Here is a 15,515-nt window from a genome sequence, read left to right on the forward strand (position 1 = left end):
TGTATAAGAGACAGCCATCCCCCTATCCCCCCGTCTCCCTCCTATTGGTTAGATAAACAAGCAATCCATCAATACCAACCGGGATTAAGTGAAGAAGTAATTGGCGGTTGGTGGTACCCTGAAGATGGTCAAGTAGACAATCGTGCTTTATTCCAAACACTTTTAATTGCTGCGGAAAATCTTGGTGTAGAAATCCAAGAAGGTATTACGGTAAAAGGAATTATTCAACAGCAAGGAAAAGTAACGGGTTTACAAACTAATGCTGGCACCCTCAGCGCTTCTGTATACGTGTTAGCAACGGGTGCTTGGTCGTCGGAATTATTACCTTTACCCGTGCGTCCTGTCAAAGGACAAATGTTGAGCGTTAAAATACCATTGTCTGCTCCAGAATTGCCTTTGGGTCGAGTACTATTCGGAGATGATATCTACATCGTACCCAGACGCGACGGCAGAATTATTATTGGGGCTACCTGCGAAAATGTTGGTTTTACAGATGGAAATACACCTGTAGGCATTCAACGTTTACTTGTAGCAGCTATTAGACTATATCCTCAATTACAAAATTATCCCATCGAAGAATTTTGGTGGGGATTTCGTCCCACTACTCCCGATGAATTACCCATCCTTGGTAATAGTTGGTGCAAAAACTTAATATTTGCCACTGGTCATCATCGTAATGGTATTCTGCTAACACCGATTACAGCGAAATTAACTGCCGACTTAATCTTGTCAGAAAAAGCCGATCCGTTGCTAAATCACTTTGATTATTCACGCTTTCATAATTCATCATCCAAATCTACCGCCATGCTCACGAACGAAGTAAATTTTTCTAATGGTAATATTTCTTCTCGATTACCAATTAAAGATTCTATTTTAAAAATAGCTGGTAAAGAATTTACATCGCGTTTGATGACAGGTACGGGTAAATACCAAAATATTACCCAAATGCAGCAAAGTGTAGCAGAAAGTGAATGTAAAATAGTTACAGTTGCAGTACGTAGAGTGCAAACTAATGCCCCCGGTCACGAAGGATTAGCCGAAGCATTAGACTGGAGTAAAATTTGGATGTTGCCCAACACCGCCGGATGTAAAACCGCAGAAGAAGCAATTCGCGTTGCCCGTTTGGGAAGAGAAATGGCGAAAATTCTCGGTCAAGAAGATAATAACTTTGTCAAATTAGAAGTCATTCCCGATGCCAAATATCTACTTCCAGACCCCATAGGTACCCTACAAGCTGCCGAGCAATTAGTAAAAGAAGGCTTTGCCGTACTCCCCTACATCAACGCCGACCCCATGTTAGCAAAGCGCTTAGAAGAAGTCGGATGTGCAACAGTAATGCCCTTAGCAGCCCCCATAGGTTCCGGACAGGGATTGCAAACCACCGCCAACATTAAAATTATTATCGAAAACGCCAAAGTGCCGGTAGTAGTAGATGCGGGAATCGGTTCTCCATCGGAAGCAGCCCAAGCAATGGAAATGGGTGCAGACGCTTTGTTGATCAATAGTGCGATCGCCCTTGCCAAAAACCCACCCGCAATGGCAAGAGCCATGAATATGGCAGCAGTAGCCGGACGTTTAGCATATTTAGCCGGTAGAATGCCGATGAAAGATTACGCCAGCGCTTCCTCTCCGTTGACAGGAACAGTTGACAGTTGACAGTTATCAGTTAACAGTTATCAGTTAACAGTTATCAGTTACCAGTTACCAATTACCAATTACCAATTCTTAGAAACTATGTCTTTAGGAAAAGACGTAGATATACTGGTCATGTAAAATAATATTGAGAGAAAAACAAGGATATTATTATGCCATATACCACAGAAGAAGGCGGTCGTTTAAATAATTTTGCTCGTGAACCAAAGGTTTACAAGGCTGAACCTCCGAATAAAAAGCAACAAATAACTTATGTTGTCTTAGGAATTGGGGCTGCTGCATTGATTGGGGGTTTATTTTTCGTCGCCTTCTCGGTGTCTAATGTTGGTTAATATAAGTTTCTGACAAAAATTTATCTATTTTTGGTATCACAGGTTCCAATCTATCTAGGAGCCTGGTTTTTTATTTGTTAAAATACCATCAAAAGATAAGTATAAAAGAAAACTTTTACCATCCGTAAAAGCTGAAAGACCGGATTTTTCCTGAGCAATGCAATAATTACTTGAAAACCGTAGTCATATTCACAACGAAGGTTGCTGCTTATATATTGTCCCTAAAGGGAAAGTAAACTGCATTTGGCTGATGATGAGCCGCTATGAGCTTAAAGGATACTGTAACATCGGACAATTCAGCTTGGAACCGGCAAGTATATCACCGCTTGAAACTTGCTTTAAGTCTGGGCTTGCGAAGACAAATTTTCATAGCGGTATGTGACGATTTAAACCTGAGAAATCAGGTGGCGGCTCGTTTGCATTCAACTTTGGCATATCCTGTAGGGCAGGTGTTGTATCAGCCTATCAGTAATGAATCTGAAGCTAGTACCCCAGCTTATCCGCGATTGGTCACTTTACGGTTGAATTTAAATGACCCAAATCCCATAGCGCAAATAAATCAATGGTTAAGTAATTATCCCCCACCAGTTGTAGGTGGTTCCCAAGATGTGCCGGGGAAGGCTTTGCCAATACCGTCATTTCAAATGGTGGGTACGGAACAGTTAACTAGACAACCCGTTGCGATACAACGTTTATTTTTACATTATTTACGTTTAACAGAACAGCACCTGTCAAATCAAAAAGACAGCAGATTTTTAGAATCAAGCTTGTTACTATGGGTTCCGCGTCCGTGGTTACGCGCAATTGAACAGTCTGCACCACAGTTTTGGCGTTGTCGGACGGGTATATTTTTGTTTGCTGGGGAACCAACTCCAACAACCCAAACTAGAAGTACGCCGCGACGTTTTTCGGCTCAAAGGAGTTTTGATTTAGACTCTGTGCAAGAACCACTGATAGACGAAGAACAATTAACAATGCCACTTGAGGATTTGGAGCTTGGGGAAGATTTGGATTTTCCGCTAGCACAAACGGGTTACGATTCAGTTAATTCCTTAGAATTGCTACCAGAATCTTTGACACCGAAAGAAGAAAATCCCCTATCGGCACTCGAAGTATTTATTCCTGGAATGGAGCAGGAGGAAAATACCCAACCCATCGGCAAAAATAGTTCCAGTAAGATTCCCAATTCGTCAGATTTGCCTCATATTAGCAAAGAGTTAACCGAGTTGATATTGGCAACCATCGGCACTACAATCGGTGACGATTCAGAGCAAAACTTGCAAGTACAGCAAATTTTGCAAGAAATTGAGAATTTACATTCACAACAAGCAAATGAAGCAGATATTGGAGCTGCTTATTATCGCTTAGGAAATATTTATCGCATCCGTATAGAACAGGGACAATCGACTTTAGAAAACTTAATGGTGGCAATTTTGGCATATCAAGAATCAATTTCCTATGATGATTCTTCCCCTGTGGTACCAGATGTGTTAAATGACTTGGGTACGCTTTATTGGATGCTGTATCGCACCCCACCCAATTCTCAGGAAGGCCAGGCTTATATTGAACAAGGTATTGAATTTTACGAATTAGCGTTGAAGTTGATTTCAGTGGAAACCCATGCAGAAACTTACGCTAGAGTACAAAATAATTTAGGAACGGCTTATGGCGATTTAGCTCGTTTTCACAATCCAGATCAGAATTGGCAAAATGCGGTAACAGCATATACAGAGGCTCTAGGTTTTCGTACTGCGGAGATGGAACCCTTAAAGTATGCAGCTTGTCAAAATAATTTGGGTACTGCTTACTGGCATTTAGCACAATATAATCAACCCGTACCAAATTTAAAGCAAGCTGTAATCGCTTACAACCATGCCCTTGTTTATTATAATTCCGAGCAAGAACCCTTGAAATACGGCATGATTCAAAATAATATTGGTACAGCTTACTGGAATCTTGCACAATACGAACAGCCAGCAGAAAACTTGCAATTAGCTATCAATGCTTATAATGAAGCATTAAAATATCGTACACCAGCAAACGTTCCCACAGCTTGCGCCGCTACACAAAATAATCTTGGTACTGCTTACTGGCATTTAGCAAATCAACCCCAAACGGACAAAAACAATAAATTAAAATATTTAAAAATGTGTATTGAGGCTTATGATGAAGCCTTAGCTTTAGCTCATTCACTTACAGGTGTATCTTTAAGTTTTGATGTGTTTGCAACTCATAATAATTTAGGTTTAGCAAACTATCAGCTAGCTACAGATAAATTTTTTACAGAAGATAAATCTATTCGTTCTCAGTATTTAGAAAAAGCATTAGAAAATCATTTACAAGCTTTAGCAGGAATTAATAAAGATTCAGTTTCCCATCAAAGCACCATTACTTATATGGTTAAAACAATTCGTGGTTTTCACGACGAATTAGGAATTCAAGGACAAAATTTAGCTTTATCCAAAGTTCCCGGACAGTTATTACCAGAGATTTTACCAAAGTTGTAAATTGGTAATTGGTAATTGGTAATTGGTAATTGGTAATTGGTAATTGGTAATGGGTAATGGGTAATTGGTAATTGGTAATTGGTAATTGGTAATGGGTAATGGGTAATTGGTAATGGGTAATGGGTAATTGGTAATTGGTAATTGATAATTGGTAACTGTCAACTGTCAACTGTTCCCTACTCTCCCGCTTTAATTGCTTCAAACAAAGATGAATAATCTTGGTTTTTCATTCCCATTTTCATAGCCATATCGAGAATTTCTCGCACTCCTTGAATACTGCTAACGTTTAAACCGGCTTCTTTGGCTTCTTCAATAAAATAATCTGTGTCTTTGACTAAGTGTTTCATGGGGAAGTTGGGATTAGTATAATTTCCGTCTACCATGCGTTGTAGTTTTTTATCAAAAGTGGGTGCGTAAACCGCACTTTCACGTAAAATCTGCATAAATATGTCTGGATTAATACCTTGACTTTGGATAAATCCCAAACTAAGACCAAAGGCAGAAGTTAAGGATGCAATTAATTGATTTAAAGCTAATTTTAAGGCTGCTGCGCTGCCTACGGAGCCGACTAATATGGGTTCGGGACCAAAATGTTTTAATAGTTCCAAACTGTGTCTGTATTGGTCTCGCAGTGCGCCTACCATGACAATTAGTTTACCAGCTTTAGCTTCGGGGATGCTACCGAGTACTGGTGCTTCGATGTAGTCTCCACCAGCAGCAACTACTGCATCTCTAATTTCTCTACTTTCTGTAGGGGTAATTGTCCCCATTTGAATAACTTGTTTTCCTGCGACACTTCTAGAAGACATATCGGAAAGCAAGACGGTGTAAATAGCTGCGGTGTTAGTAAGCATGAGGACTACATAGTCCGCAGCACTAATTGCTTGATGGGGATGCTCGGCAATTTCGGCACCTGCTGCTTTAATCGGTTCTAATTTTTCTGGGGTACGGTTGTAAGCTATTAATTGCACATCTTTTTCTAACAACCTTTGTGCCATTGGTTGTCCCATCAATCCAGTACCCAGAAATGCAACCTTCATTTTTTAATTCCTGTTTAATAATTTGTTTTAAAACCTAACTCTTAACTCCTAACTCCAAACTCCCGTACAGACGTAGCATTGCTACGTCTCTACAACAACTCCGGTGGTACTAACTTTTTTTTAGCCTCCAGCAGCAAATGTCACCATAATGATCACTGAAAGCAATATTCCGGGAGTAAGTAATCCAATTAACATTAATAAGTCATGCGTAGACATAATTATTACCTTTGTTATGTTTATATACCGTTGCAATTACTGTTATGGTAGATCAACGATCGCGATTATAAGTTTTTTAGTTTAATTTTTTAATTTTTTAATTTTTGAGTTTTGAGTTTTTGAGTTTTGAGTTTAATTTTTCAGATTTACGCTCGCTCTTGTTTACTGTGGTTGGATAAAGCCTTGAAGCTGTTGAGATATTTCTGCTGTTGTTAATCCTTTAGCTTGAACCAAAACATGGAAACCACCAAGCCCTAACGGGTCTAACAATTGGTGTAGTGAGTCACGCCTTTGGAGTAAACTGGATAAAGGTTGCTTTGATTGAGATAATGTCGCTACACGTTCACCTAATCCCAAAGCCATCAAAAATAATCCTTGCTGGGTTAAACCAATTTTTTGCAACCCATGGCGATCGCCATTTTGTTGTAGGGCTGTAAAATCAACGTGAGCGGTAATATCTTGTTGTCCAATGTTAATGTACGGGTCATTATGGCGATGATGTCGAGTGTAACACTGTAAGGTTCCTTTATCCCGTCTGGGATTGTAGTAACGGTTTTGAGTATAACCATAATCAATTGTTAACACATACCCGCGCTGCAAACGGTTTGCTACTACACCTAACCATTCTAAAGCGGCTAAATTAATTTCGCTACGATATCCTGAAGGGTATTTACTAATGTCAATTTCTAACAATTTTAAATAGTTAACAAGTTCTGGTGTGGAAGGTTTATCTACAATTTCTGTAAATAATTTTCCTGTTTCCTGTTCTCCTTTTATCGTTACATAAATCTCTCGCAATTCCCCGTTTTCTAAGATAAATTGATGAACGGGGAAAGCGTCTAGTAATTCATTTGAAAAAAAGCATCCAATGACAGAATTATTTTTTATTTCTTCTAAGCTACACCAGTTAATTTCAACATTTTTTAAGCGTTGTTGTTGAAGCTGTTTTAAACCAGGTGATTTTTCGATAATTATATATTTTAATGCTTGGAGAAAATCGGGATATTGTTGTTTAATATAGTTAAGAATATCTAGGGCTAAATGTCCTTGTCCAGCACCCATTTCTATTAATGAAAAAGGTACTGGTTTACCCAATATTTCCCACATTTGGATAAATTGAATTGCCAACATTTCACCAAAGTCAGCACCGAGATGCACGGAGGTGAAGAAATCACCTTCTTTCCCTAGATTTGCCGCGTTTTGGGAATAATAGCCATATTCTGGGTGATATAGTGCTAATTCCATGTATTCAGCGAAAGTAATCCTTTGTTGAGGACTTGCGGTGATGCGGTTGGTAATTTCTTGATAAAGTTGGAGGTTGTGTTCCATATTGAGTTTAATTATATTTATTATTTCTGGTTATATAAAAATCCTGTTTGATTTTTTAATAAGTTGTAAGGTATAAAGAACTCTTAACAAGGGATAATAACTAATTAATTATTCGGACTTGATATAAGATAAACGGCGTTACTGAAAATAAGTATAAATCAAATTTTCTGGATAACCGAAACCTTTGTAGAGACGTTATACATAACGTCTCAAAATCTAAATTCATACCCGGAGGAAGCAACGCCAGATAAACCGTAGGAAATCGTTTAACTAAACTATCATACCTCTCTAAGATAATTTAAAGAATTAAAAAATAAAAATAATTTAATACTACAGTAAACCATAGTCATTGCAAAAAGCCCCAAAGATATGCCAAAATCACCAATTTTTAATATCCACAGACTAATTAAGATTAATCCAAATATATCAGCAATTAAAACTGGTAGACGTTCGGTAATTTTCCAAGTTTGAATAATATTTTGTGATGAATTATTAATTTTGATATCAACAAATAAGTTAAACCAGATTAAGCCGAATAAAATTATAATGGAACCCCATCCTAACCAGATTGATGATAGATAAAATCCGATTAATTCAATAATAATTGTCACAATAGTAATTATTTGAAAATAATTCAAACGAGCATCTTTAACAATATTTTTAGCATCAGCGACTTTTTGTAAATCATGATTTGCCATATTGGCTTGCTCTATACACAATAAAAATATTGCCAAAGCTAATAATTGATGGCTTAATTCCGTACTCCAGATAACTTGTCTTAATATACCAAGACAAGCAGGAAAGAAAAATAAAAAGATGATTAGAGGAATCACAAGATTTTGGATTTTATGTTTTGGATTGATGTTTCAAAGTAGAGACATAGCATTGCGGAAGTCTGTGACAACTAATTCCGAACTCCTATAGCAATCCTATTTGTATGTATCGAAACCACGGTGTTCAGATTCCCGACTTCTTTAAGAAATCGGGAATCTAAATTCTCATATACTAATGCTCAAAATAAAAGATTTTAGATTGTGGATTTTCACCATATAATCTAAAATCCGTCTTGGAAAGTTTTGGGGGAAAAGAATTTACACCCCAAACTTTCCGCAAAATCTCAAATCCAAAATTGAAATTATCTATCAACGGAACCCATAATTACGTCAATACTACCCAATATCACAACGATATCTGCTACTTTTACACCTTTTAATAATTCGGGTAAAATTTGTAGATTGTTGAAGTCCGCTGGGCGAATTTTCCAACGCCAAGGAAAGACGTTATCGTCACCAACTAAGTAAATTCCTAATTCACCTTTACCACTTTCGATGCGGGAATAGATTTCACCTTTAGGAATCTTAAAGGTAGGAGCTACTTTTTTGGCAATATATTGATATTCAAAGTCGTTCCACTTGGATTTTTTACCTTCCTGCATCCGAAGCGCTTCCAAGTTTTCGTAAGGACCACCAGGAAGCCCTTTAAGGGCTTGCTTGAGGATTTTGACTGATTCGCGCATTTCCCGCATTCTCACTGCATAACGAGCAAAACAGTCTCCAGCGGTTTCCCATTGTACATCCCAGTCAAAATCGTCATAACATTCGTAATGGTCAACTTTCCGTAAATCCCATTTCACCCCAGAAGCGCGTAACATTGGACCAGATAGTCCCCAGTTGATGGCTTGTTCGCGAGTAATGACCCCAATTCCTTCCACACGACGGCGAAATATGGGATTTTTAGTCACTAAACGTTCGTATTCGTCTACTTTGGGTAAAAAGTATTCGCAAAATTCCATACATTTATCTACCCAACCGTAGGGCAAATCAACCGCTACACCACCAATGCGGAAGTAGTTGTTGTTAACCATGCGATAACCTGTAGCGGCTTCCCATAAATCGTAAATCATCTCGCGTTCGCGAAACTGGTAGAAAAAGGGAGTTTGTGCGCCGACATCAGCCATGAATGGACCCCACCACAGCAGGTGGTTAGCGATGCGGTTCAATTCCAACATGATGACGCGGATGTAGCTAGCGCGTTTAGGAACTTCGATATTCGCTAATTTTTCCGGTGCGTTAACGGTAACGGCTTCGTTGAACATTCCGGCTGCATAATCCCACCGACTCACGTAGGGGACGTACATGATATTAGTACGGTTTTCGGCGATTTTTTCCATTCCCCGGTGCAAATAGCCGATAACGGGTTCGCAATCTACTACGTCTTCACCGTCTAAAGTCATGATTAGACGTAAAACCCCGTGCATCGAAGGATGGTGCGGTCCCATGTTCAGCACCATTGGTTCGGTGCGAGTTTCCATTAATGCCATGAATCAGTAATTCTCCCCAAGATAAACTTTTTTTGCTCTCTTCCCTCAGCTTCATTATTTTAACCAAATATTTTTAATCAAATATTTGCTTATGCTCGCTGTTTGTTTGGGTGAAGATAGATAATGAACGGTTTCTTTAATTATGAAGGATGAATGATCAATGAAGCGAGGTCAAGTGCATTATCATATCTAACTCCTTCAGATTATTCAGTTACTGTAGCTGATATCACTGAATTGCTCAGTGTATAGTCCTTTCTTGAATGACGCTGAAAATTACATCAACCTTAAGGTAGCAAATTGAGCTTTTAACTCAAGTTTGGAAACCCAAGTAATTGATCACCGCAAAAATTATCCGATCGCTAACCCGAAAATCAGGTTTTTTCTGGTAATTGGCACCGCAATTTTCATTCTATAGAAATATTGACAAACAGAACACACCCTGAAATTGTCAGGCTTAGTCTGCGGCTGAGAACCCCATTCGCGAGGCTCTGCCTAGATTTCTGTGTTAATCGGCTCCTAACCTCTTGGTGAGAACTAGTAACGAGTTATTATTCAACATCCGAAGTAGGTTTTTCTTCCGTATTTGCACTTCCCTTAATTAATGTCTCTCGGATAACATTGGCACGAATAAGAGCATCTTTCGTTTGTTCTTCCATACGTTCTGCGGCTAAAATTTGATTGCGATCGCGCATTCTTTTTCCCATGCGTTTTGTTAAAGATGCTTTTTCTTCTAAAGCTCTTAGAGCGAACCATAATGCATCCTCTAAAGCGTCAGACTGCTTTGCTAGTAAGCTTTCCAAGGAATAAGCATGACCGATGCGACATCGAAAACGCAACAAATTTCCTTGTTCTAATTCCCACAAAGTACCACCACAATCGGGACAGCCAAAAGTAGAAGGTTTACCGGCTCTGGAATCATTGTTTAGAATTTTCATATCCATATCTACCAAATCAGTTTCTATTTGCATTTCATGGGAAACGGGGTTATCTGAAGAGGTTTCGATGGGGATATTAACTAGCTCAACTAATACCTGGGGAATCTCCGACAATGGCAAAATATAATCAATATTGTTTACATTTTCAATAGCACTACGCGGCATTCCTTGATAAGTAGCATCTTGCGGATCTTGAACAATTGCCGTGCCACCGCGCATTTTTACGGCTTGAAGTCCCGCAGTACCATCATCAAGTACCCCCGTAAGCACTATCCCCACAACTCGGCTTCCGTAAGCTCTTGCAGCAGTGCGAAATAAAGGATCGATTGCCGGACGATGATTGTTTTCTCTAGGTCCCCGGATTAATTTGATATATCCGGATTTAATTAATAAATGATAGTCCGGTGGAGCAATATAAATATGCCCTGTAAGAATTTTTTGGTTATTTTGAGGATGGGAAGCGGGTATTTTTCCAGCCCGATTAAGAATCGAAGGTAAAACGCTTGTTGCGTGACTGGGTACGTGTAAGACTACCATTACAGCAGCATTTAAGCTCGATGGTAATTGACTTACCAAATAAGAAAGCGCTTCTACTCCACCTGCCGATGTACCAATAACGATGATATCTCTTTTGCTTTCGATATCTCCTCCTAAATGCAGCAATGTCAGGTTATGGATGTTTTAGTAACTATGTTTTAGTAACTATTAAAATTTACAAATATCTATGTCAAAATCTGTGTTTCAATAAAAACAATTTTATTATTTTTTAATCGCATAAATAAATTAAATAGCTAATCGTAACAATATTTATTGAAGCCGTAAACCCGGTTTTTTAGGAAAAACTGGGTTTACAAAAAAAATTTAAGTTAATTCAAAACTTAGCGAAGAGTATTATCTCTCTTATCAACAATTTCGAGTACATTGTGGTCAACTGTGGTTTTTCTGTCAACTACATCTCTATCTACAATAGTTTCTCGGTTGACTACATCTTTTTCAACAACAGGAGTCACAGCAATTGGAGCAACTGGAACTTCTTTAACTTCAGTTTCAACTTTAGGAGCATCTGCGTTAAATACTTTCCAATTACCAATCTTATGATTATTCAAAATAGAACCAGCACGATCTATTTCATCTTCGTAACCTTCTACTATTAATAAGTAGTAACCATTGTCAATTCTATCTTGGTACATTTGGGCATCTTCTTCCGGAATAGCCATACCAGTCAACGCACCAACAATACCACCAGACAAAGCACCTAATCCAGCACCAGCCAAGGTAGTAGCAATGGTTCCTGCTGCCAGAAAAGGGCCAACTCCAGGAATTAATAATTGTTCTAAACCTAAGAGTAAACCACCAAGACCACCTAAAACAGTACCAGTGGTAGCACCAATTCCAGCACCTTCTTGAGCTTCATTCTCACCACGTTCGTTTTTTACCTCAGTGCCAGCAATTTGATCGTTACCATCGGCATTTTTTGCTAACAGAGAAACTCTATCCATCGAGAATCCTGAGTCTCTAAGTTTGTAAAGCGCTTTTTCCGCATCATCTCGGCTTGGGAATGTACCAACTGCACGCTTGTATTGTCTCGTATTTACCATGTTTTCTCCTTGTGTAACTATCAATTTGTATATGTTAGATTGGTTTTTGCGGTAATGCTTTGTGCCTAAAATAGTCCCGTCAAAATGATTCAGCGATTAGTAATTTTTTGTGAATTTGAGTTATTAACTAACGCTAAAAATGTGGTATTTTGGCAAAAATTTATTCAATCTTGCAATAACCCGGCATTTATTGTTTATATATAGGGTTGCGATTGATTGCAATTTACCGATTAATTTGACAGGTTTTTTAACTTATTTGCTCTTCACAGTGTCTTGTATTTAATTTTAAAATTCATCAACCTTTTGGTTTATTTTGTGAAGATTTTTATCTATCAAAAGAAGGGTTATACGATTTTGGATACATTCGCGAGGCGAACGTACAAGCTTTGGATTATGTCCGCAGCAAAGCTAGAAATCCTAATCAACAGATATTGCGCTTTTCGGTTGAATGCAATACAAATTAAAGTTATAGAAATTAAGACGGGATTAACGTCTTGCGACACGTGCTAATAAGAATAAACCAATTCCCAATCCGAGAAAGTTGGGGAACCAAGCTCCGAGAAAAGGAGAAAAAACACCAGCTTGCGCTAATCCACCAGTAATAAAGCTGAATAAATAGTAACCAAAAATAATTATTACACTAATACCAAAACTTTTTGCCGAACCAGTTCTTCCTGGTATACTTCCCATGGTGGCACCAACTAAGCCGAAAACTACGCAAACAAATGGTAAGGACATTTTTTGCTGGATTCTGACCTGAAGTTTACGAATTTTTTGCTGGTCACCACCTAGTTTTTCTAATTCTAATTGCTCAAATGCCTGAACAATATTCATTTCACCGTAATCGCGACTTTCTTGTGCTAAATCTAATGCAGTACGGGGTAATTTTAATTGTTGACGTTCAAAGCGCACAATATTACGATAAGAACTGTCTGGAGATATCAAATAAATAGTACCATCATAAAAGTCCCAAACGTTATCTTTGACGTTCCATTCTCCCGATTCTGCTTGCAGAATTTGACTAAAATCCTCTTGAGAACGGTCTATAATTGTCAAACCTTTCATCTGTTTACCATCAAATGTATCGGCATAAAATAGCCGCGCTAAAACTCTTTGTTTACTACCATCTTTTTGTTCAACTTTTTTATATTCTGGATAAATTAAATTTTCTCTTTTAAAAGCAGGTTGCTCGCTGTTTAAAGCTTTTCGCATCGTCTGAGTTGCTTGGTACTTTGCTGCTGGTGCAATTTGTTCGTTAAATACAAATGTTAATCCTGTCACCAGAAAACTCAAGCATACACCTGTCGCAACCATACGATAAACGCTAACTCCACAGCTACGCAATGCGATTAATTCGCTTTGACTAGAAAGACGACTGTAAGTCATCAAGGTAGCTAATAATGTGGACATGGGGAAAGCTAAAACTATAAATTCCGGAAAATTTAAGATAAAAACTCTAGCGGCTATTCCTATAGGTAGTCCAGATTCTACAACTTTACGTACTAATTCAAAAACTGCACCAACCGATACTCCCAACGAAGAAAAAGCCGCAACACCAAATAAAAATGGTGGTACCATTTCGCTGGTAAGATAGCGGTCCATGATTGATATTGGCAGTAGTGAAGAAGTATGAGAAGATTTATATTGAGCCATTTTACAAGTTGGGAGTTAGTTGACAGTTGACAGTTGACAGTTACCAATTACCAATTACCAATTACCAATTACCCATTACCAATTACCAATTACCTATTCCCATACTAAACCTGAAAATTTTCACCCAAATAATATTGTCTGACAAGAGGATTATCATAAAGTTCGTCGGAGGAACCGGAGGCTAATATTTGTCCTTCACGCATGATATAACCCCGGTCGGTAATGTCAAGGGTTTCGCGGACATTATGATCTGTAATCAAGATTCCCATGTTGCGATCGCGAAGTCTGGCGACAATTTCTTGGATTTCGGAAACTGCTATGGGATCAACTCCAGCAAAGGGTTCATCTAAAAATAAAAATGAGGGACCATTCCTACCAGATGCTAAAGCTCTAGCTAATTCGGTTCTGCGTCTTTCTCCCCCGGAAAGTTGAATTCCTTTGCTGTTAGCAACTTTTTCTAAACTGAATTCCCGCAACAGTCGATCAACTCGCATCTCCCATTCGGGGCGAGGTACTTTGGTTTGTTCGAGTACCAGTAATATGTTTTCCCGCACGCTTAATTGACGAAAAACACTTGCTTCTTGTGCTAAATAACCAATACCCAGACGCGCTCTTCCGTGCATCGGGATAGTAGTAATATCGCGATTATCAAGCCAAACTGCTCCTCGATCTGGTTTTTCTAAGCCAGTAGCAATATAAAAAGTTGTCGTCTTACCAGCACCATTTGGTCCGAGTAAACCGACAATTTCACCTTGAGCGACAGAAAGGTTAACGCGATTAACAATCGTTCGCTTACCGTAGGATTTGTGAATGTTCTCTAAAACAATTTTCACGATTTGTGTTTTTGTTTTATTTTCTCTAATTAGAACGTCTTAAATTTGGCGTTGATGGCGCTTTTGATGGTTGAGTATTACCATTAGCATCATCTAAAATATATATGGACTCTACCTGACCACCACTTTTAGGTGTAGCAACAAATCTTCCTTCATCAATTAAATAGGTAACTGTTTCTCCCCGAATACTATTTCTACCTTCTTGCAAAATATACACATTACCACTGAGAATAATTCGGCGTTCCCGATTAAAAAATTGTGCTTGGGCTGCTGTTGCTTTAATTTGACCAGAGGGATATGAAAGTTGTACATTACCCCGTCCGCTAGCTACCTCGGTATTAGAATTGTATTCTTGTAAATCCGCACGAATAGTCAGAGGTTGATTATTTGTCGATGCCTGGTTACGAGCATTTGTATTATTATTATCTACAGCATATGTAGAAATTACTTGACTACCGCTTTTGGGTGTAACGATAAATCGTCCATCATCCATTAAATAACTAGCGTTCTCTCCTCGAATGCTATTAATACCTTTTTCCAAAATAGACACGCCACCATTGAGGTTGATTCGACGTTCCCGATTTAAATATTGCGCTTGGGCTGCTGTTGCTTGAATTTGACGAGCAGGATACAAAACTTGAACGTTACCGCGTGCAGTAAATACCTCACTTTTAGAGTTATATTCTTGCACATCCGCACGGATAGAAAGAGGACGGTTATCTGAGGAAGTTTGGGCTGTAGCAGTTTGTAGCTGAGTAGGAAAAACTACCGCACCATACAGCGCAACAGGTAGCATTAAAGCCAAACCCAGACGACGCAATTTAAGTTTAGGTAGTCGGTAGTTGTTGATCATAGGGAAGGGAGTAGGGAATAGTAAATAATAACTAATCTTTGGACATGATAATATATATACTTTGAATGACTATTTGGCTACAAATAATCTCTCATTATCCAAGACGCTTCAATAACTCCCAATGTTTCAAAGGTTAAAGGTTAGAGGTTAAAGGTTAAAGGTTAGAGGTGAAAGGTTAAAGGTTAGAGGTTAGAGGTTAAAGGTTAAAGGTTAATAACTAGGAAGCTCCTCTCCCCATCTCCCCAT

Annotated in this window: 13 protein-coding genes and 1 pseudogene; 4 read left to right on the forward strand and 10 right to left on the reverse strand. The window is 38.5% G+C overall.

Annotated elements, in window-relative coordinates; all coding sequences use genetic code 11:
• Nucleotides 1–24: 24 nt before the first annotated feature.
• The 4 genes and pseudogenes from thiO to IQ247_RS27005 form a co-directional block, all read left to right on the forward strand.
• Nucleotides 25–723 (forward strand): annotated as a pseudogene (gene thiO / locus IQ247_RS32855) (glycine oxidase ThiO); the annotation flags it as partial.
• Between the two features lie 81 nt (nt 724–804).
• Nucleotides 805–1,656, forward strand: a complete 852-nt coding sequence (locus IQ247_RS32860) for a thiazole synthase (protein ID WP_228060076.1) — start codon at nt 805–807, stop codon at nt 1,654–1,656.
• A gap of 149 nt (nt 1,657–1,805) precedes the next feature.
• Nucleotides 1,806–1,985 carry a photosystem II assembly protein Psb34 gene (gene psb34 / locus IQ247_RS27000; RefSeq protein ID WP_193924697.1) on the forward strand — a complete coding sequence of 60 codons (180 nt, stop codon included), beginning with the start codon at nt 1,806–1,808 and terminating at the stop codon, nt 1,983–1,985.
• Between the two features lie 263 nt (nt 1,986–2,248).
• On the forward strand, nt 2,249–4,492 hold the full coding sequence (locus IQ247_RS27005; RefSeq protein WP_193924698.1) for a tetratricopeptide repeat protein: 2,244 nt from the start codon (nt 2,249–2,251) through the stop codon (nt 4,490–4,492).
• Here the strand turns inward: IQ247_RS27005 and IQ247_RS27010 are convergent.
• The 10 genes from IQ247_RS27010 to IQ247_RS32865 all read right to left on the reverse strand — a co-directional run bounded on the left by IQ247_RS27010 (nt 4,478) and on the right by IQ247_RS32865 (nt 15,269).
• Nucleotides 4,478–4,654, reverse strand: coding sequence for a hypothetical protein (locus IQ247_RS27010; RefSeq protein WP_193924699.1), 177 nt, complete (start codon nt 4,652–4,654; stop codon nt 4,478–4,480). The two genes, IQ247_RS27005 and IQ247_RS27010, sit on opposite strands and share 15 nt — an antisense overlap.
• A 14-nt stretch (nt 4,655–4,668) precedes the next feature.
• Nucleotides 4,669–5,532, reverse strand: a complete 864-nt coding sequence (locus tag IQ247_RS27015; RefSeq protein WP_193924700.1) for an NAD(P)-dependent oxidoreductase — start codon at nt 5,530–5,532, stop codon at nt 4,669–4,671.
• Between the two features lie 378 nt (nt 5,533–5,910).
• Nucleotides 5,911–7,077 carry a class I SAM-dependent methyltransferase gene (locus IQ247_RS27020; protein ID WP_193924701.1) on the reverse strand — a complete coding sequence of 389 codons (1,167 nt, stop codon included), beginning with the start codon at nt 7,075–7,077 and terminating at the stop codon, nt 5,911–5,913.
• Between the two features lie 278 nt (nt 7,078–7,355).
• The gene (locus IQ247_RS27025; RefSeq protein ID WP_193924702.1) at nt 7,356–7,910 is read right to left on the reverse strand and encodes a hypothetical protein; all 555 of its coding nucleotides are present in this window, start codon (nt 7,908–7,910) and stop codon (nt 7,356–7,358) included.
• A 302-nt stretch (nt 7,911–8,212) separates the two neighbouring features.
• The gene (locus tag IQ247_RS27030) at nt 8,213–9,397 is read right to left on the reverse strand and encodes an NAD(P)H-quinone oxidoreductase subunit H (RefSeq protein ID WP_193924703.1); all 1,185 of its coding nucleotides are present in this window, start codon (nt 9,395–9,397) and stop codon (nt 8,213–8,215) included.
• Nucleotides 9,398–9,945: 548 nt separating this feature from the next.
• Nucleotides 9,946–10,995 carry a chemotaxis protein CheB gene (locus IQ247_RS27035; protein ID WP_228060074.1) on the reverse strand — a complete coding sequence of 350 codons (1,050 nt, stop codon included), beginning with the start codon at nt 10,993–10,995 and terminating at the stop codon, nt 9,946–9,948.
• Nucleotides 10,996–11,210: 215 nt separating this feature from the next.
• On the reverse strand, nt 11,211–11,930 hold the full coding sequence (locus IQ247_RS27040; RefSeq protein WP_193924704.1) for a signal transduction histidine kinase LytS: 720 nt from the start codon (nt 11,928–11,930) through the stop codon (nt 11,211–11,213).
• Between the two features lie 486 nt (nt 11,931–12,416).
• A complete protein-coding gene (locus tag IQ247_RS27045; RefSeq protein WP_193924705.1) occupies nt 12,417–13,583 on the reverse strand; it encodes an LptF/LptG family permease in 1,167 nt (388 codons plus the stop codon).
• A 104-nt stretch (nt 13,584–13,687) separates the two neighbouring features.
• A complete protein-coding gene (gene lptB / locus IQ247_RS27050; protein WP_193924706.1) occupies nt 13,688–14,416 on the reverse strand; it encodes an LPS export ABC transporter ATP-binding protein in 729 nt (242 codons plus the stop codon).
• A gap of 25 nt (nt 14,417–14,441) precedes the next feature.
• Nucleotides 14,442–15,269, reverse strand: coding sequence for an LptA/OstA family protein (locus IQ247_RS32865; protein WP_228060075.1), 828 nt, complete (start codon nt 15,267–15,269; stop codon nt 14,442–14,444).
• Nucleotides 15,270–15,515 lie beyond the last annotated feature (246 nt).

Source organism: Plectonema cf. radiosum LEGE 06105 (assembly GCF_015207665.1).
Lineage (GTDB): Bacteria > Cyanobacteriota > Cyanobacteriia > Cyanobacteriales > Nostocaceae > Rivularia > Rivularia radiosa_A.